A 19,551-nucleotide genomic window follows, 5' to 3' on the forward strand; every position below is an offset into this window, starting at 1 on the left:
AAATTCAAACCTCGTCGCTCCCAAAAACGGGACGTCGAGAGCGCCGTCCCCTACATTTGCCACGCCGCAAAATCGCTCCGCTCGGTATTTACTCTATCAAAGTGACTTGTTCGGTCGGCTATGCCAATTCCTCACTCCTCACTTAAACGGCTTAGAACAATCCGTAGATATTGCCCTCATTATCGCAATCGATATTATAAGCCGCGGGCTTCTTAGGCAGACCAGGCATTGTCATAATATCGCCCGTATAAGCTACCACAAATCCTGCACCGGCTGAAAGCCTTACATCTCTTACTGTTATCTCATAATTCTCAGGCTTGCCAAGCTTTGTCGGGTCGTCAGACAGTGAATACTGCGTCTTAGCCACGCAAACAGGGATATCCCCGAATCCAAGGTCAGTGATCTCCTTTATAGCCTTTTCAGCCTGCTTTGTATAGATCACGCCGTTTGCACGGTATATCTCTTTCGCAAGTATATCAAGCTTATCCTTGATAGGGAGCTTCTCGTCATAAAGTGGCTTGAACTCAGACGGCTTTGTTTCGATAGTCTTGCAAACCTTTTCCGCAAGGTCGATACCGCCCTCAGAGCCTTTTGCAAAAATCTCAGCCAGTGAGAACTCAACACCCATTTCACCGCAAACTCTCTCGATAACAGCCAGCTCAGCCTCAGTATCAGTATGGAATCTATTTATAGCCACAACTACAGGCACACCGAACTTGTGCATATTCTCAATATGAGTTTTCAGGTTTACGATACCCTTTTCAAGAGCCTCAACATTTTCGTTAGTAAGCTCAGTTTTCGGAACACCGCCATTGTATTTCAATGCCCTTACAGTAGCCACCAGAACTACGCAACTTGGTTTAAGACCAGCGTATCTGCACTTAATATCAAAGAATTTCTCAGCGCCAAGGTCAGAGCCGAAGCCAGCCTCAGTGATAGTGTAGTCAGCAAGCTTCAAAGCAAGCTTTGTGGCTCTTACTGAGTTACAGCCGTGAGCGATATTAGCGAATGGACCGCCATGGATAAGCGCAGGATTGTTCTCAAGCGTCTGAACAAGGTTAGGCTTCAAAGCGTCTTTCAGCAAAGCAGTCATAGCACCGCAACCGCCTATATCCTTAGCATAAACAGGCTTTCCGTCAGTTGTGTAAGCAACGAGTATCTTCTCAATTCTAGCCTTAAGGTCAGCCAGATCGGAAGCGAGGCAAAGAATAGCCATTATCTCAGAAGCGACAGTTATCTGGAAAGAATCCTCTCTAGGAATACCATTCACCTTTGAGCCAAGACCGATAACGATATCTCTCAGCGCTCTGTCATTCATGTCAAGGCAGCGCTTGAAAAGTATCCTTCTCTGGTCAATGTGAAGCTCATTTCCCTGCTGCATATGGTTGTCGATAAGGGCGCAGAGCAGGTTGTTAGCCGCAGTTATAGCGTGCATATCTCCTGTGAAGTGCAAATTGATGTCTTCCATAGGAACGACCTGAGCGTATCCACCGCCAGCCGCACCGCCCTTGATACCAAAAACAGGACCAAGTGAAGGCTCTCTCAGAGCGAGCATAGCTTTCTTGCCTATCTTGTTCATAGACTCAGCCAATCCAACGGAAATAGTGGTCTTGCCCTCTCCTGCAGGCGTAGGGTTTATAGCGGTAACAAGAATAAGCTTACCATCTGGATCATTTTTAGTTTTAGCATAAAGCGACTCAGAAAGCTTAGCCTTGTAGTGACCATAAGGCTCATATTCATCTTCTGAGATGCCGAGCTTAGCAGCGACCTCCCCAATTTTGAGCATTTTCGCCTGCTTTGCGATTTCGATATCTGACAGCATTTAGATCAAGTCCTTTCGGAAAAATTTTTAGTATATCGGTAAAGACCCATATAAAATATCATACGCTATGTATTATATCACATATCCGTGATGATTTCAATATTTCATATGTAAACAAACTATATAAACCGACACATTTCCGAACATCGCCCCACAAAAAAGAGCCGCCCCGCATTCCGCAGGACGGCTCAAAATAACTATAAGAATTATTTCTGAATATCGTTATCGTTAAATGGATCTCCACATTCTGGGCAGAACTTAGGAGGATTTTTCGGATCTTCAGGCTCCCAGCCGCACTTGTCACACTTGTAAAGCGGCTCTGATGCAGGCTTTGGCTTTCCGCACTCAGCGCAGAACTTGCCCTTGTTCACTGCTCCGCATGAGCAAGTCCAGCCTACTGGCTGCTCAGGCTTTGGTGAACCGCAGTTTGCACAGAACTTTCCTGTGTTCTCTGTGCCGCATGAACACTTCCAGCTGTCTGCTGCCGGCTTTGGCTCAGGCTTAGGCTGTCCGCAGTTAGCACAGAATTTTCCTGTGTTTTTTGTTCCGCAAGCACAAGTCCAGCCGTTCTCAGGTGCAGCCTGTGTTGGTGCAGCCGCTGGAGCTGCCTGCTGTGGAGCTGCCTGTGCAGCCTGCTGATTCATCATGTTCTGCTGCATCTGCTGCTGATACATTGTTGCGTCCATTGGCTGACCCATCATGCCGCCTGCCATGCCCATGCCCATAAAGCCTGCCATAACACCGTTTGAGTTGCTTGCCGCTGCCTCTCTTGCCTTGTTGATAGACATTCTGTCCATAGCATAGAGCATTGAAGGATCACTTCCAACAGTTTTTGCCTCCTGGAATTTTGCGATTCTCTGCTTTGACTCTTCGTCCACGTTCAGCTCAATAGCAAGGCTTGTTATCTTAACACCCTTTGTAGCCCACTTTTCTTCAAGCTCTGCATTCATTGCTTCAGCAAGCTCATCAGGATAAAGACCAAGCTGATCGTATGGTATTTTCTGAGCAGATATCCTTGTAAGAGCCTTCTGGAACTTAGGTGTCATGTCAGCCTTAAGCTGGCCGAGAACTGCCACGCCGTCAGGGCTGTCAACAGTAAGTACCTTATTTACGTTCTGAACAACGTTCTCATAGAAGTTCATAGGGTTTACGATCTGAAGTTCATACTGACCATGACCCTGTGCGTTAAGAGTGAGGTTCATTTCGCCGTCTCTGAATGGTATCTTGCCGAAGCCTATCTTGTTTCCAGGCAGAGGTCTGAGGTTTATGTAGATAAGACGCATGGTGTTCATAGCCTGACCACCTGCTGTAAATCTTCTGCCTATCTCCTTGATAGAAGCGCCAAGGTCACCCCAGCCGCCGCCAAGAAGTGACGGAGATACAGTTGAATCATACTTATACTGACCCGCTGTTTCCTGTGTACCAATAACAAAATCGTGTACTCTGCCATTCTCGATAAGCAAAGCCGCCTGATTTACCGCAACGTCAAAGCGTGAACCGTTTGAGATAACGCCCTCTGTGCCGTTGTTCACAGTCTTTCCTCTCTTAACAAGAGTAGCCGGCTGGCAGAGTATCTTAGTTGACATATCCTCACATCTGAAGTACTCTACTACCTGATCGGCAAATGTTGAGCCGACTGCTGATGTAAACATCTTAATAAGTCCCATAGTTAAATTCCTTTCGTTGTCTGTATTATTTCACCCCAAGGGGTTTTAAACTTGTCTATCTCAGCATGGATATCCTGCTGACTTTCCATGTGCGCTCTACAGAGCTGTGTATCTCAGAACCGCAGTAAGGACAAACCGAACCTGCGGTGTCCACAGGTGCTCCGCAGAACTGACATATAAGGCTGGCGTTTTCGCCCTCTATCCCCATTGAAAGATAGTATGAATAATCCGCCTCATAAATGTGCTGTGCCTTTATCCCGTTGAGCTTGTATTCAAGAGATACCTGAAACTTTGCCGTTGCAGCGTCATGATCTCTATGATAAGACGCCACCTGCGACTTGTGGATATGTATATCGTCATAATGCTTTGGCGTAACCGTTGACAAGTTGTCTTTTGCCATCGTGGCTGCTCTCTGCTTGAACGCTTCGGTACAGTATTCAAGCTGATTCTCGCTTGCTTCTCCGTTTATAACAAGAAAATATTTCATCACAGTATTTTCCACTATGCTCCTTGCTATATTTTCATCATAGTCAGGAAAATCTCTCTTTATGTTGTTCACCACATTAGGATCAACATAAGTAAACTGCATGGCGTTGTTCTGTCTTTCCTCAGTTGCGTCATTTATGGTCCTTAGCAGGTCGTTGGCACGGCTCAGTTGTCTGCCAATGGTGTTCGATACCGCTTTTTTCACAGAATATATCACCGCTATACCACCGCCTATGGCGACCACTATAACTATTATTTTTATTATAAGTGCCGTTGATATTTCAGGCATTTAGCTGATACCCCCTACTAGAATATTCCCATTATCTGAAGTATAGCTCCGATAATATATCCGCCCACGCCTCCAAGAAGCGAGTAAGCCACAAGCTTTCCCTTGCTTATAGGCAGGTTTCCGATAAATTTACCTGTCTGACCATTCATTGCAAAGAAATAAGGCTTATCCTGATAGGTTGTATACAAAAGCCATGTTGGAAGCATAGCGTATTTAACGTCCTTTATCTCGGTGTGCTTTTCATATGACTGAACGTTTACGCTGTTGTAGTTACAAGTATTTCTAAGTTCGTCACGAGTTGTGTTCTCGATACGTTCTTTAGCCCTAGGCAGGCACTTATCCTTATCCTCGTCATATCTTTCTGCAAGATATCCCGAAAGATAACCTGGGTTGAACGCTGTCATTTCCGAGTAATCAAAAGGCTCGATAGAGTCCATAGCGTCATCGTCAGTCTTTGAAGAAGCGTCCACAGGAACAGCTTTGAAATCGAGGGTTCCGTTTCTGTAAACTGAATAATACTTTTTCTCAGTGTATCTGTAGTTTCCGGAAGTCCATGTTCTTGTGTTTATACCCTCTGCAGTAATGGAGCCTTCGCAGTTTCCTGAATAGAGCCAAAACGGGATATAAACGCCCTGCATCTTGTCCACTACCCTATCGCAGTTGAAATCTTTCGGTGTAAGAGGCTTATTGCTGAATTTTTTGAAAACGTCCATTACCTGAGTTTTCGGCACTTTGAAAGGTATAACATAGTCAGGGGAGAAATTGTCTATTATCTGCTCTCCCATTATTACCGCATTTCCGCAGTAAACGCAAACTGTTGCTGCAGTTGAGCGGTCGGTGATTATCTCCGCTCCGCAGTGTGAGCAGGTGTATTTTACAAGGTCATTTCCTACAGTTCCGTCATTTGACATACTGTATTCGTCCTTATCGACCTCTTCATGCTTTTCAACATTATCCTTGTTCAGCTCTTCAGCCTTTTTAGCGTCGCCGCCAGCCTCTTCAAGGTCTTTCAAAGTAAACTGTCCGTCGCAGTATTCACATGCCCAGCAGTTTTTGTCAGCACTCCAGAAAAGCTCCGCTCCGCAGTTAGGGCATTTATAAGAAATATTAACAGCCATTTTTCGTACCCCCTATCAATCGTCTTTTATCTTAGTCTTATCAGTGGTGGTACGCAGATAGGTGTCGTTACGCCCAGTGAGTTTAAGATTACTCTTTATGTATTTATCTGCCTTGGTAGCTTTCTGTTTTGTGCGGCTCATTGAGACAAGCACAAAGCCTGTTATAAGTCCTCCCGGTATAGCAAAGCACATATTTGTTCCCACGCTCACACTGCTGTCGGCATATGCCATGACAGGGGTGAAAAACAAATTGCAGGAAATAAGTGCAAAGCCTAATGTGCGGTATAGCTTTTTCAACATTTTTTCTCCTCCCAACTCCATATTTTACAGCCTTATGCCATAAAAGTAAAATATGTTCACATATATTTATGATAGCAGAAAATGCTTTTCATGTCAAGAAATATGTCATAATACGTTAAAGAAACGTTCTTTTTTGTTCATTTAAACATATTTTTATACCCCTCATTGGTGTTTTTAACGATTGACAGCCGTTCTGTCAGGAATCAGCGTTATTCAGCGGTTTTCTGCTCGTCAAGGTCAAGAGATATCAGAGGGTTTGCGTCATTAGCCACCTTAGGCAGAACGCCGTCCCACTTATCGATGGTCTGATACTTTATAAGCTCGTTTGAAAGAGATTCAGAGATAGTCTTGTTGGCTTCTGCCTGAGCTTCAGCCTTGGTCTTTATGGAAGTTGCCTCAGCGTCTGCGGCAATAACCTTTTTCTTAGCCTCCGCCTCAGCTACAACTATAGCCTGCTCCTGCTCGGTCTTTGTTTTCAAAAGATTCTGCTCTGCTACCTGCTTTGCCTCTATGGCTTCATTAAATTCAGATGAGAAATCAAAATTCACAATGTTGAATTTCTCTATCTCGATACCGTATTCGTCCACCTTTGAAACGAGCTGTGCCTTTATTTCCTCACCCACCTGCGCTCTGTCAGTGATAAGCTGTTCAGCCGTATATTTTGCACATACCGACTTCATACATTCCTGCACTGTTGGCATAAGGATAACGTTCTCGTAATCTGAGCCGATATTCTTGAAAATGCTTGCAGAAGAAGCCGACTTTATTCGGAAGTTCACCGCTATGGTAGAGTTCACAGTCTGCAAGTCCTTTGAAACTGCGTCAGCGTCAGCCTGATAAACTTGTATCTTGTTTGACACTGTTGTTACACGCTGTGCAAAAGGCACTTTCAGATGCAATCCTTCGTTGAGTGCAGTGTCTGATACCTTGCCGAAGGTCGTCACAACGCCCGTACAGCCTGCCGGAACTATGGACACGGAGGATACGACCACTATTATAGCCGCAACTGCCGCCGCACAAATGCCAACGATCTTTCCTGTTTTTCTTGTTGAAATGTCAATGACCTTTTCTTTGCTCATGATTTTTTCCTTTCATATAAAACAAAGTCTTTCGACTTGCCGTCTAACCAAAGGCTTTCTGTCCTTTGGTTTAATATGATTATATCATAAGCCTTACAAATTAGCAAAGTCCGACAGAGTTCGGGGAAGTCAGCGGAAGTCAGCAGTGAACAGATTTTTTGATTTAGCTCGCTGTATCTCTTGCAATCTCGTCTATTCTCGTTCGTTCAAATCCGCTCGTTATTTATGGACGAAAAAATTCGGCACAGGTCTATAGCCATATTTCAATATATGTAAAAGCTAATATGTTTATATCATTGCCTGCAAAAAAGGCATAAAAAAATCGGACTCATTTTACTGCGTCCGAATTTTTTATCAATGTATTGATGAAAGAGCGGGCGACCCAAGGTCGCCCCTACAGATAGGTTTGCTAGCTCTTTTTCTTTGCACTGGATTTTACCGCTGTGAAACTCCACACAAGTCCAACCGCGATCCAGAAGTATGGTGATGAGGTAACAGAACTTATGTTGAAAAATGCCTGTATCAGATAGCAAAGAACCGCCGCTGATACTGCACAGCCCGTCCAGCCGTTTTTGTCTTTCATAAAGCCTGCTACGAGCTTGCACATTTTTACTATAGTCATAATAAGGAATACTATTGTAAGTGCAAAAATGATGAGTCCTCTTGACTGCAAAAGGTCGATATACTCATTATAAGAGCGGTCTATTATAGCACCCGACTCGAATATCGTTCCCCAGTTGTCTGGACCTGTTCCCCAGATAAGGTTTTGCTCGGCAGTATACATTCCGTCGTCCCACAGATAAGGATATATCCACTGTTCGGTATCATCGCCTCTGCCTGTGCCTGTGATAGAAAGTCTGTCGAAGCTGTCATGGAAGATTATTTTCTCGTCCATAAGTCTGAACTCGTTTGAGGCGAAAAGTCCAGCAAAGATCCCTCCTGCGACTATAAAAGCCACAAGGCAGGCTATAAAAGGCTTCTTATCCTTTGCAAAGCCCGACTTTACAGCGGCAATAATAAGAGATATAACATAAACCGCACCAAGTCCCAAGATAGCAGGGACAACACAGGCGAGGATATCAGCCGCTGTCATAAGGGCAAGGGAGATAGCATAGAATATCTTTCTTGCCTTTTTATCATCATAGAGCATACCATTAAGTGCAAAGGCAGATATCACTGTAAGCACTGCCGCCAATGCAAAAGGAGTACACAAAAAGCCTGTTGCGATATATTCCTTTGTATAGGTCATACCGCCTGATGAGAAGCCCGAGAATATCTCTTTGAAATAGTTTGGAACTATTTTTGCGGTAGCAGGTATAGCCTGCAAAATTCCCACGATAGCTTCAAATGCGCCTATTCCTACGATAAAGTCTGAAAGCTTTATCCTGCGGTCGTCAGCCGTAACTGTCATTCCTGCGGCAAAAAGTCCCCAATAACCAAGTATGGTGAGCATACCCTCGGAGCGGTCGAGATAGCCGTAGAAAGATGTGAAAATATCCGCTGAAAGCAAGCAAGATATCACCGACAGAAGCACCACCGCAAGTGGTACGATAAGGCTCTTGTTGTCTTTAAGCTCCACCTGCTTTTTCATGTTGGCAATAAGGAAAATGATAAATCCCACAAAACCGACCGCAAGCACAGCGGCGGATATAAAGAATATAAATTTTTCGTTCAGATAAAGAGTACGGTTGACGCTTTCGTCCATACCGTATTTGATATTCTGTGTGAAATAATACGGAATTGTGATAACGCACAGAACAAGCACAGCTATAATGCTGTAAACTCCGCACAGCTTTTGTGCAGATTCGGCAGACATATTCAGAATAAAATCCGACTTTTCCGAACTGCCGAAAAGGTGCTTTTTACCTTGATTGGTAGTGACCTCTTTTTTCTCTTTTGCTTTTGACATAAAAAATCCCCCAAAAAGCATAGATATTTTATTATTTTATAATTGAAAATTAAAAATACATCGCCGCAGGCGATACCTTAATTCCTCATTCCTCACTCCTCATTCCTCACTTAAAGCGAAGCGGTGCGGGGAAATAAAAAAGCAGGCAAACCCTAAAGTCTGCCCGCTGTTTACACAATTTACTTTGCGTATTCGATAGCTCTGCTCTCACGGATAAGATTGACCTTGATCTGTCCCGGATAATCCATTTCAGTTTCGATCCTCTTAGCGATCTCACGAGCAACGAGCACCATTTTTTCATCGTTGATCTTCTCAGGCTGTACCATGATACGAACCTCACGGCCTGCCTGTATAGCAAAGGATTTCTCAACGCCCTCGTAGGACGTGCAGATCTCCTCAAGCTTCTGGAGCCTCTTGATATAGTTCTCATAGTTCTCGCTTCTTGCTCCCGGTCTAGCGGCGCTTATTGCGTCTGCCGCCTGAACAAGTGCCGCAACAACAGTTCTTGTTTCAACGTCGCCATGGTGAGCCTCGATAGCATGAATAACTTCAGGGCTTTCCTTGTACTTCTTACATACGTCAACACCTATCTGAACGTGCGAGCCTTCTATCTCATAGCTGAGAGCCTTTCCTATATCGTGGAGCAGTCCTGCTCTTCTTGCCAGATTTGCGTCAACGCCAAGCTCTGACGCCATCATTCCTGCAAGGTGAGCGACTTCAATAGAGTGGTTGAGCACGTTCTGTCTATAGCTCGTTCTATAGCGCAGACGTCCAAGAAGCTTAACAAGCTCGTGGTTCACGCCGTGAACATTGGTTTCAAGAATAGCTCTCTCGCCCTCCTGCTTGATCTTCAGCTCGACTTCACGCTTAGCCTTTTCTACCATTTCCTCAATGCGTGTAGGGTGTATACGTCCGTCCTGGATAAGCTTTTCAAGTGCGATCCTTGCGACCTCTCTTCTCACCTGATCAAAGCACGAGATGGTGATAGCCTCAGGAGTATCGTCAATGATAAGATCAACGCCTGTGAGAGTTTCGATAGTTCTGATATTTCTTCCCTCACGTCCGATTATCCTGCCCTTCATCTCATCATTAGGCAATGCAACGACTGACACTGCTGATTCAGATACCTGATCGGCAGCACACCTTGAGATAGCAAGCGAGATATACTGTCTGGCCTTAGCCTCACAGTCATCCTTCACCTGATTTTCAAAGTTTGTGACCCTCACAGCCTTTTCATGCACCAGATCCTCGTCCAGCTTTGAAAGCAGATAATCCTTAGCCTGATCAACAGTGAACTGAGATATCTTTTCAAGCATATCAAGCTGCGACTTCTTGATCCTGTCAGCCTCAGCCACCTTTTCGTCAGCATTTTTCAGCTTGTTCTGGAGAGTTTCTTCCTTTTTCTCCAAATTATCGAGCTTTCTGTCGATAGACTCCTCTTTCTGCTGAACACGTCTTTCCTGTCTGGAAACTTCGATCCTTCTCTCTTTAAGCTCTTTTTCCGTTTCCTGGCGTGACTTGTGGATCTCGTCTTTCGCCTCGATCAATGCCTCTTTTTTCAGAGTTTCAGCGTTTTTCTTTGCGTCGTCAACGATACGCTCCGCTTCCTTTTCCGCAGAGCCTACAGCAGCTTCGGCTGTTTTTTTGCGATAGCTTATACCCTGTTTGAAGCAGATAAATCCGCTCACACCGGCACCAAGAACAAGAGCAACTACACATAGTAGAATAGCGATACCTGGTTCCATGTATAGCTTTCCTCCTTCTTAGAAAGTATGGATATCCATATTTTGTGCGTAAAAAACACATGAAAAAAGATATCCACCTGATATTAAATTGTAAAGATACAAAATTGCAAAATTTATTTTATAAAAAACATCAGAATAATACAAAAAACTATACTTCATCTTTCAGTTATATAAAAATTATAATGCATAATATTATTGTATAATAAAACTTCTCTGTTGTCAAGAATTTTTTTAGTTAAATCCACAAAATTATATATTTTCTAACAAACCCCTTGACAAGCGGGTGAAGAGGTGTTAAAATGTTAGTCGAAGCAAAAGATAAAGTCTTTTGCAGTTATACTTGAAAGCTTTGACGGGGAAGCCCCTCGGCGAAAGGTCTTTTCAGAGAGCACCGCACGTTTTTATACGAGCTGTGAGCGGTGTAGGACTATGCAGAGTGAGGATACCGCCCCTGAGTGCGCTTAATACACGCCGCAGGCTCAGCGTTAAAGGAGCAGCTAATGAGTTGTGCAGGAAACTGCGCATGAAGTTGGGTGGAACCACGATATCATCGTCCCATAGGATATTTGTATCCTATGGGACTTTTTTGTTATGTAAGAGGGTGATGATACTATGAAAGACAGGAAAGCCATGAAAACAAGGCGTATCCTTGCGATCATTTGCTATACCATTGGGTTTTGCGCTTATGGTGCAGCGGGATATGTTTGCTGGTTATCATGGAACGGGACTATATCCGACAAGCAAGGGTTTCTCACCTTTCTGCCCATATGGATAGTATCATACTGGTTCAACACATTTTTCTCTCAGCTTGTTTGCAGGGTGAAAAAAGACGGCTCCAGGCAATGGGCTATCAAAAAAAGGGCAAGGCACATTTTGAGCGACATTTCAACGGTGCTGAGCGTAGTGCTTCTTTGCTTCTGGATATATGTGTATGTTTCGCAGTATACTGAACTGCTGAACTTCAAATAATATGACTGTAGGGGTGACCTGAGGTCGCCCACAAAAAAAGCGTGTGATATGTGACGCATTACAAAAAGAAACAACGTGTTTATGCACGTTATAATAAAGAATTACAATATTATATAAATCGGAGGAATCAAAAATGATCAAGCTGAAATTAAAAGACGGCTCTGTCCGTGAGATCGAAAAGGCAATGCCTGCAAGCGAGATAATCAAGGATATCGGCATGGGACTTTACAAGGCTGCCTGCTGCGTAAAGCTGGACGGCGAAGTTTTCGACATGAGAACTGTCGTTGACCATGACTGCCATTTTGAGGTCATGACTTTTGACTCAAAGGCTGGTAAGGAAACTTTCTGGCACACAGCTTCTCACCTTATGGCGCAGGCTGTAAAAAATCTTTACCCTGAGGCAAAGCTTGCAAGAGGCCCTGCTACAGACACAGGCTTCTACTATGATTTTGAGGTAGAAAAGCCTTTTACGCCTGCTGACCTCGAAAAAATACAGGCTGAAATGAAGAAGCTTGCAAAAGAGGGATATGCTTTGGAGCGTTTTGAGCTTTCTGCTGACGAGGCTATAAAGCTCATGGAGGAAAGACATGAAGATTACAAGGTAGAGCTTATCCACAAGCATGACGATAAGGGCGAAAAGCTTTCATTCTACAAGCAGGGTGATTTCGTTGACCTTTGCGCAGGTCCACACATAATGAGCGTTGCGCCTATCAAGGCTGTTAAGCTTCTTTCATGCACAGGTGCATACTGGGGCAAGGCAGAGGACGGCAAGCAGCTTTCAAGAATTTACGGAACCGCATTCCCTAAGGCTTCAATGCTCGATGAGTTCCTTAAACAGCAGGAGGAAGCTAAGCTTCGTGACCACAACAAGATAGGCAGAGAGCTTGAATATTTCACAACTGTTGATTGTATCGGTCAGGGACTTCCTGTTATGCTTCCAAAGGGCGCAAGAGTTATCCAGCTTCTCCAGCGTTGGGTAGAAGATGTGGAGCAGGCAAAGGGCTGTCTGCTTACAAAGACTCCGCTTTTCGCAAAGAGAGATCTTTATAAGATATCAGGTCACTGGGATCACTATCTTGACGGAATGTTCATTCTTGGCGACCCATATGACGAGGAAAAAGAGTGCTTTGCACTTCGTCCGATGACTTGTCCGTTCCAGTATCAGGTATTTCTTAACAGACAGCGTTCATACAGAGAGCTTCCAATGAGATTGACAGAGACTTCTACGCTGTTTAGAAACGAGGACAGCGGTGAGATGCACGGTCTTATCAGAGTAAGACAGTTCACTATCTCTGAGGGTCACTACATTCTCAGACCTGACCAGCTTGAAGAGGAGTTCAAGGGCTGTTTGGAGCTTGCTAAGTATTTCCTTGACACTGTTGGTCTGCTTGATGACTGCACATTCAGATTCTCCCAGTGGGATCCTGCTAACCCTAAGAACAAGTACGAGGGCACGGCTGAGCAGTGGGAGCACGCACAGGCTGCAATGAAGACTATTCTTGACGACCTTGGCGTTGATTACGATATCGGTATCGACGAGGCTGCGTTCTATGGTCCAAAGCTCGACATTCAGTACAAGAACGTTTACGGCAAGGAAGACACGCTTGTTACTATCCAGATAGATATGCTTTTGGCTGAAAGATTTGGTATGTACTATGTTGACAAGGACGGTCAGAAGAAGCTTCCTTACATCATTCACAGAACTTCACTTGGCTGCTTTGAAAGAACACTTGCTTATATGCTTGAGCATTTCAACGGCGTTCTTCCTCTGTGGCTTGCTCCTGAGCAGGTAAGACTTCTTCCTATCAAGGAGAGCCATGCTGAATACGCTCAGAAGATAGCTGACAGAATGACTGCTATGGGCATGAGAGTAACTGTTGACAACAGAGATGAGAACATCGGTACTAAGATCAAGGCTGCAAGACTTGAGAGGATACCTTATATGCTCATCATTGGCGACAACGAGGTAAACAGCAACACTGTTACTGTTCGTTCAAGAAAAGAGGGCGAGCTTCCTGCAATGCCTGTTGACGAGCTTATCGCTAAGCTTGATGAAGAGATAAAGACTAAGGCTAAGTAATCGGCTTTGTTATACAGACGTTTTATGCGATACCGCACAGGGGGAGTTTCTCTTGTGCGGCATTGCCGTTTATAAAATATGGGGCGGACAGGATAAAATCCGCTTCGGGAAAGAGGTAATAGATGAAATCAGATATGATCTGGACGCTTGTGGCATTTGCATTCTATTTGGCAGGAATGCTTCTCATCGGTGCTGCATATATGAAGAAAACAAAAAGCTCCGAGGACTTTTTCCTTGGTGGCAGAGGACTTAACGGCTGGGTAGCGGCACTTTCTGCTCAGGCTTCTGATATGTCAGGCTGGATGCTCATGGGTCTGCCTGGCGCTGTTTACGCATTCGGAACGGGGCAGATATGGATAGCTGTAGGTCTGCTTATCGGCACTATACTTAACTGGGCGATAGTTTCGGGCAGACTGAGAAGATACACTATAAGAGCGAACAACTCCTTGACGCTTCCTAAGTATCTTGAAAACAGATTTGAGGACAAGCACAAGATAATGCTTTTGGTATCGTCGGTGGCAATCGTCATATTCTTCCTTGTTTACACAGCGTCTGCTCTTTCGGCAGGCGGAAAGCTTTTCAACTCTATATTCGGTATCGACTACAAGATATGCCTTACTATCGGTGCGGTAGTAATTTTGGGCTACACTTTCATGGGTGGATTCATGGCAGTATGTGTAACGGACTTTGTTCAGGGTCTGCTCATGCTGGCAGGAGTTGTGACTATACCTATCATCGCATTTTTCCTTGTTGGAGCAGGAAATGTTATGGACAACATCACTGCAAGCGGTGTTGAGGCACATCACTATCTTAACATATTCAATGATGAAAAGGGTCAGACCCTTTCAGCCATCGACATAATCTCTCAGCTCGGCTGGGCGCTTGGTTATTTCGGTATGCCGCACATTCTGGTAAGATTCATGGCTATAAGCTCTGAAAAAGAGGTAAAAAAGTCAAGAGTCATAGGCTGTGTATGGTGTGCTATATCACTTTGCTTCGCTTGCTTTATAGCTATCGTGGGCAGGGCTTATCTTGTGCCTGCACTTGCAAACAACAAGTCTGAGAATGTTTTCATCGAGATGATACAGAAGGTATTCAACTCCGATATCGGTCTGCCATTCGTCGGCGGAATTTTCCTTTGCGGAATACTGGCTGCCATAATGTCAACGGCTGATTCGCAGCTGCTTGTAACTGCCTCATCGGTATCGGAGGATATTTACCACTCATGTATTGCACCTAAGGCAGAGAGCAAGAAGGTACTGCTTGTGAGCAGGATAACGGTTCTTGCTGTAGCGGTAGTGGCATACATAATAGCACTTGACCCTAACAGCAGTATAATGGGTCTTGTTTCAAACGCATGGGCAGGACTTGGAGCTTCGTTTGGTCCGATAATACTTATGTCCCTTTATTGGAGGAGAACAAACCTCGCAGGTGCGGCGGCAGGCGTTGCCAGCGGTGCGTTATCGGTAATAATCTGGGATTACATACCGCTTATAAACGGACAGACTTTAGGTGACAGGACCGGGCTTTACTCATTGGTAGTAGGTTTTGCGGTAAGTCTTATACTTATCATTATTGTGAGCCTTTGCACAAAGAAGCCGTCCGAGGAAATGCTGAAGGCATTTGATGATGTCAAGAACGGTGTGAACTGCGGTTGTGATGAAAAAGCATAACAAAGTAAAAGGTCCATGGGTACGCCCACGGACCTTTTGTATTTTATCTTTTAGCTATCATACTTTTCCTTATTTTCGCATCTGAATTCCGTAAACACCGCTTTATTGCCTTTATCCTCATATTTCTGAGCGTAAAGACCAATAACAACTCCCGTGAAATTACCTGCAAGCTCAGTAGACAAAAACTTCGTTTGTGCTCCGCCCAAGTCTATATCTCCCGAAAGCGTTTTCGCCGAGAAATTGTATGTAAAGTTGGAAGCATTACAGCAAAGCACAGCCGAGCTTTCTCCCTGCGGCAATGCTATGACATGATCCTCATGGCGAATATCGCCTATGCAAAGTCTGCGGAACAGCTCGACACCTTTATCCATGCGTCTTAATGCTATCTCATAATGCTGATCGGGGGTCATGTAGAACACCAATCCTGCTTCGCCCTCTGTTATCTCGACTTTGCACTCCACGTATAAATTCATTTCTTTCTGTCTTATGCAGATAAAAGCAGGCGAGCCGTCTGCCTCAAAGATCGTATGCTCGTTTGGCTTAAGCTCAAAGCGTTTTTTATCGAGCTTATAAAGGTTCATATCGGGGTTTTGCATAAAGCACCACTCACGTCCGACTTTGGTATTCTCGAAAGTGTATTCTTTCCAAAACTCCTGCCTGATATCCCCGAGTCTGTCGGTTTCAACTTCCTTGCGAGTTGTGCCATTATCGCCCATTGTGAACCAGCCGTTCTCGTCGAAAGTCACTGGTACGAGATAGACTTCTCTGCCTGTAATGTGGTGCATCACCCACATATTTATCATTCTGAACGCAAGGTGGACGCACCAGAAGTTGCCGTTTTCGTCCTCCACAAGGTCACCATGACCGCACCCTTGTATCTCGTATCCACCGAGATTTCTGTTTGTGAGGACTGGGTTGTGAGGATAATTCTCAAAAGGACCGTAAGGGGTCTTGCCCTTGGCGTAGACTATCATATGACCGTATTCCGTGCCGCCCTCAGCCGCCATAAGGTAGTATTCGCCCTTTATTTTGTAGAGGTGTGGGCTTTCAAGGAAACGTCCGCCTGCACCTGTCCATATGGTCTTGCTTGGCGTGAGCTTTTTGCCTGTTTCGATATCTATTTCGCACTGTGTAACGCCATGGTTGCCCTCATCGTCTTCACCATTGGACATAAAGTAGGCTTTGCCATTCTCAAAATACAGTGACGGGTCGATACCGCCCTGCTGAACATAAACAGGCTCAGACCATTCACCGTGGATATCGTCAGTATAGACATAGAAGTTTCCGCCATTTGTGACGTTAGTCGTTACCATGTAAAATCTGCCGTTATTGTATCTGATAGTTGGGGCATAGATGCCGCCCCAAGAGCCTGCGCCCTCCAATGGGAGCTGACTTTTTCTTGTGAGAACATGACCTATCTGCTTCCAGTTCACAAGGTCGTCGCTTTCATATAGAGGAACGCCCGGAAAAAACTGAAAAGAGCTGCAAACAAGATAATATTTGCCCTCAGCCTTACAGATGCTAGGGTCGGGATAAAAGCCTGATATGACCGGATTTATGTACTTCATATTGTGACCTCCGTTTATATTTTACAGATATTATAATCTATTTCAGATGGCTTTTCAATAGCTTCTCGTGCAGTATGAGTGAATTTTTGTGCAAATGAAAAAAACAATTTCCGTTTACGATTTTGGAAGTGGGTAGTGGCGATCAATTGGTACGGATATCTAGGCGGAATAGTAGCTTCGATGGGCAAATGCTGTTCTCTCCTATAGATTTTTTGCGGGGATATATGTTAAGTTAAACGTTTTTGATAGCGTGTTCAGTATAAAAGTTACAAATTGTAATTTTTGCTCCGACATTTGTTCGTATGGCATATAACAGTCTATATTTGGGGGATATATTTGAATATAGAACTTGTGTTTCTTGTGAAAACAAACAAATATTTTAGTCATTTCGGCAAAAAGCGATAAAATCTGTTGTCAAATTGTAACCTTTATGATATTATGAAGTTGATATACGAAAACGTATAAGATAATTCTGTCAGTTAGGGGGCGTTTGGAATGGAAAAGGGGCTGAAAAAAGTTTTTTCGGCTATGGGCGCAGTATTTTGTGCTGTTATGATGATCATGCTTTGTCAGGTGACAAATGCGGTGAGCTACAGCGAACAGACCGTCACTGTGGACTATGATTATCAGGTCATAGACTCTTTTGAGGGCGTTGACGCTAAATACGTTCTCGGCTATTCCGACACCGGTTATTATTGCTGTGCAGGATATGTTTCACGTTTTTATGAAGAAAAGTTCGGCGTTACAGTATACAACATAAACATGGTGGACGACAAGCCTAGCGTGTACTGCTACGGCAAAAGGGCGGAGCTTCGTGAAGTGAAAACTCCGCAGGCAGGGGATATAATGCAGGACAAGGATTACTCTCATGTTGCCATTGTAAAGGACTGTCAGGGAACGACGGCTACTCTTATCGAGCAGAACTACAAATGGACTTGGAACGACACTGTTTACACTGTGAAAAACAGAAAGGTACTTACTAACAATCACTATTTCTACAGACTTTACATAAACGGCATTGCGCAAAGCCTTGACATCGACACAACAAGACCTGTTATCGCAAACGCAGGCTGTGAGAACATCACGGGAAAAGGCTACACTGTTAAAGCGGATATTTCTGACAACAGGGCTGTGGCTTCGGTAAAGGTATCCACTTATTTTGAGGGCAACAAGACAAAGACTATAAGCCGTGTTTACACATCGGCGGTGAACTCGCTTTCACACTCAGTAAAGGTAGCTGACCTTGGGGGCAAGGACGGATATTATATTACAACTATAACGGCTACTGACGAGGCTGGGAACAGCTCTGAGCAGGTCATAAAGACTTATGTTGACACAACTGCGCCGACCATATCGGGGGCAAAGGTGGAGAACATCACAGCAAAGGGCTTTGATGTTTCTTGCAATGTGAGCGACAAGAGCGGAGTTTCAAAGGTAGTCTTCCCTGCTTACCCTACAAAAAATGGTGAAAGTGCAAAGAAATACGCAAGCGGAAAGCTTTCGGGTGGCAAGGCTTCGGCTTATGTTTCTGCTGAGGACTATTCAGTAAAAAGCGGTGAATTTACCGTTAAGATAACGGCTTATGACAAATACGGAAACAGCTCAGCAAAAACTATAAAGGCTAGCATAAAGCCTGCGGCTTCGGTAACATTGGATAAGGATTCACTGACTCTTGACAAGGGCAAAAGCAGTGTTATTTCTGCAAAAATGGGTGGTGGAAGCGGTCTGACGGACTTTGTTTCCTGGAAGTCTTCTAACAGCAAAATTGCTTCTGTGTCAGACGGAAAGGTCACTGCAAAAGGGGTTGGCAGAGCAACTATCACGGCATACACAACAGGAGGAAAAAATGTTAAATGTACCGTCACTGTAAAGGGTAAAATCAGTGACAGCAGTATTTCGGCTATAAAGACGCAAAGCTACACAGGGAAGGCGGTTTCTCCTGTGCCTGCAGTGACATATGGTGGCAAAAAGCTTGTAAAGAATACTGACTACACTGTGAGCTACTCAAAGAACACAGCCATAGGTCAGGCAAGCGTAAAAATAACAGGCAAGGGTTTATACAAAGGCACAAAAACTGTGAACTTCAACATTCGTCCTGCCACAGTGACGAAGCTAAAAGTTTCTTCCACCGGTGAAAAGAGCGTTAAGCTTTCTTGGAAAAAGATTACAGGTGCTGACAGCTACGCTATATACAGATATGACAACACAAGCAAGAAATGGCATAGAATAAAAACTGTAAAGGCTGTGAGCTTCACTGACAGCGGACTTGCTCGTGCAAAGGGGTACAGCTACAAGGTAAAGGCTGTGAAAAAATCTGGCGGAAAAGAATACATTTCGGCTAGCTACTCAAAGGCTGTAGAGGCTGTCACAAAGCCTGCTAAGGCTTCATGCACGGCTAAATCATCAGGCAGCGGCAGCATTGAGGTATCATGGAAAGCTGTTGGGGGTGCAAGCGGATATGAGATATACTCCTCTTCAAATGGCAGTGATTATGTGAAGTCGGCAAAGGTGGGTGGCTCTCAAAAGAGTGCTATCGTATCAGGATTTGAGCCTTACTCACTTAGAATGGTAAAGGTAAGGGCTTACAAAACTGTGAACGGAAAGACTTCTTACGGGGCTTTTTCGCAGGCGGTTATGGTTATTGTCAAGTAGGCTGGATACAGAAACATATGATATAAAATAAGCAGGCGATAGGTGATATGCGGGCGACCAAAGGTCGCCCCTACGATAGTTCAAGCATTGTAGGGGAGCGGCGCAATTTCTGCTTTGCAGAAATACGACGTCCCGATTTCGGAACGTTACCATTTGTAAGATTGCAAAAAACTTGTGTAATTTCGCCATATATC

General features: G+C 44.4%; 13 protein-coding genes. 4 read left to right on the plus strand and 9 right to left on the minus strand.

The features are described 5' to 3' along the window. Nucleotides 1-151: 151 nt before the first annotated feature. The 8 genes from AB5123_RS00710 to rny all read right to left on the minus strand — a co-directional run bounded on the left by AB5123_RS00710 (nucleotide 152) and on the right by rny (nucleotide 10,415). The gene (locus tag AB5123_RS00710; protein WP_117927656.1) at nucleotides 152-1,822 is read right to left on the minus strand and encodes a formate--tetrahydrofolate ligase; all 1,671 of its coding nucleotides are present in this window, start codon (nucleotides 1,820-1,822) and stop codon (nucleotides 152-154) included. 206 nt (nucleotides 1,823-2,028) lie between these two features. Continuing rightward, nucleotides 2,029-3,489, minus strand: coding sequence for an SPFH domain-containing protein (locus AB5123_RS00715; protein ID WP_022287998.1), 1,461 nt, complete (start codon nucleotides 3,487-3,489; stop codon nucleotides 2,029-2,031). Between the two features lie 55 nt (nucleotides 3,490-3,544). After that, nucleotides 3,545-4,264: a hypothetical protein gene (locus tag AB5123_RS00720; protein WP_195220418.1), complete on the minus strand. Its 720-nt coding sequence runs from the start codon at nucleotides 4,262-4,264 to the stop codon at nucleotides 3,545-3,547. 17 nt (nucleotides 4,265-4,281) lie between these two features. After that, nucleotides 4,282-5,382, minus strand: a complete 1,101-nt coding sequence (locus AB5123_RS00725; protein ID WP_368364445.1) for a hypothetical protein — start codon at nucleotides 5,380-5,382, stop codon at nucleotides 4,282-4,284. A 15-nt stretch (nucleotides 5,383-5,397) separates the two neighbouring features. After that, on the minus strand, nucleotides 5,398-5,682 hold the full coding sequence (locus AB5123_RS00730; protein ID WP_022288001.1) for a hypothetical protein: 285 nt from the start codon (nucleotides 5,680-5,682) through the stop codon (nucleotides 5,398-5,400). Nucleotides 5,683-5,891: 209 nt separating this feature from the next. Then, nucleotides 5,892-6,761: a prohibitin family protein gene (locus AB5123_RS00735; RefSeq protein ID WP_051706308.1), complete on the minus strand. Its 870-nt coding sequence runs from the start codon at nucleotides 6,759-6,761 to the stop codon at nucleotides 5,892-5,894. A gap of 409 nt (nucleotides 6,762-7,170) precedes the next feature. After that, on the minus strand, nucleotides 7,171-8,670 hold the full coding sequence (locus tag AB5123_RS00740) for a hypothetical protein (protein ID WP_302839082.1): 1,500 nt from the start codon (nucleotides 8,668-8,670) through the stop codon (nucleotides 7,171-7,173). Between the two features lie 179 nt (nucleotides 8,671-8,849). Next, a complete protein-coding gene (rny, locus tag AB5123_RS00745; protein WP_038670686.1) occupies nucleotides 8,850-10,415 on the minus strand; it encodes a ribonuclease Y in 1,566 nt (521 codons plus the stop codon). A gap of 612 nt (nucleotides 10,416-11,027) precedes the next feature. Between rny and AB5123_RS00750 the strand changes: the two genes are divergently transcribed. From AB5123_RS00750 to putP, 3 genes are all read left to right on the plus strand, one after another. After that, nucleotides 11,028-11,384 (plus strand): hypothetical protein, encoded by a 357-nt coding sequence (locus AB5123_RS00750; RefSeq protein ID WP_270762399.1) that lies wholly within the window; start codon nucleotides 11,028-11,030, stop codon nucleotides 11,382-11,384. Between the two features lie 133 nt (nucleotides 11,385-11,517). Beyond that, a complete protein-coding gene (gene thrS, locus AB5123_RS00755) occupies nucleotides 11,518-13,464 on the plus strand; it encodes a threonine--tRNA ligase (protein ID WP_117923423.1) in 1,947 nt (648 codons plus the stop codon). A gap of 122 nt (nucleotides 13,465-13,586) precedes the next feature. Continuing rightward, on the plus strand, nucleotides 13,587-15,137 hold the full coding sequence (gene putP / locus AB5123_RS00760) for a sodium/proline symporter PutP (RefSeq protein ID WP_337812649.1): 1,551 nt from the start codon (nucleotides 13,587-13,589) through the stop codon (nucleotides 15,135-15,137). A gap of 50 nt (nucleotides 15,138-15,187) precedes the next feature. On the opposite strand, the gene AB5123_RS00765 is transcribed toward putP, so the two are convergent. After that, complete coding sequence (locus AB5123_RS00765) at nucleotides 15,188-16,705, minus strand: family 43 glycosylhydrolase (protein ID WP_337812650.1); 1,518 nt, start codon at nucleotides 16,703-16,705, stop codon at nucleotides 15,188-15,190. Between the two features lie 495 nt (nucleotides 16,706-17,200). Here AB5123_RS00765 and AB5123_RS00770 point away from each other — a divergent pair, with 495 nt between their 5' ends. After that, the gene (locus tag AB5123_RS00770) at nucleotides 17,201-19,357 is read left to right on the plus strand and encodes an Ig-like domain-containing protein (RefSeq protein WP_195246484.1); all 2,157 of its coding nucleotides are present in this window, start codon (nucleotides 17,201-17,203) and stop codon (nucleotides 19,355-19,357) included. The last annotated feature ends 194 nt before the right edge of the window (nucleotides 19,358-19,551 follow it).

The organism is Ruminococcus sp. RTP21204st1_B2_RTP21204_210225, from assembly GCF_040914135.1.
GTDB lineage: Bacteria > Bacillota > Clostridia > Oscillospirales > Ruminococcaceae > Hominimerdicola > Hominimerdicola aceti.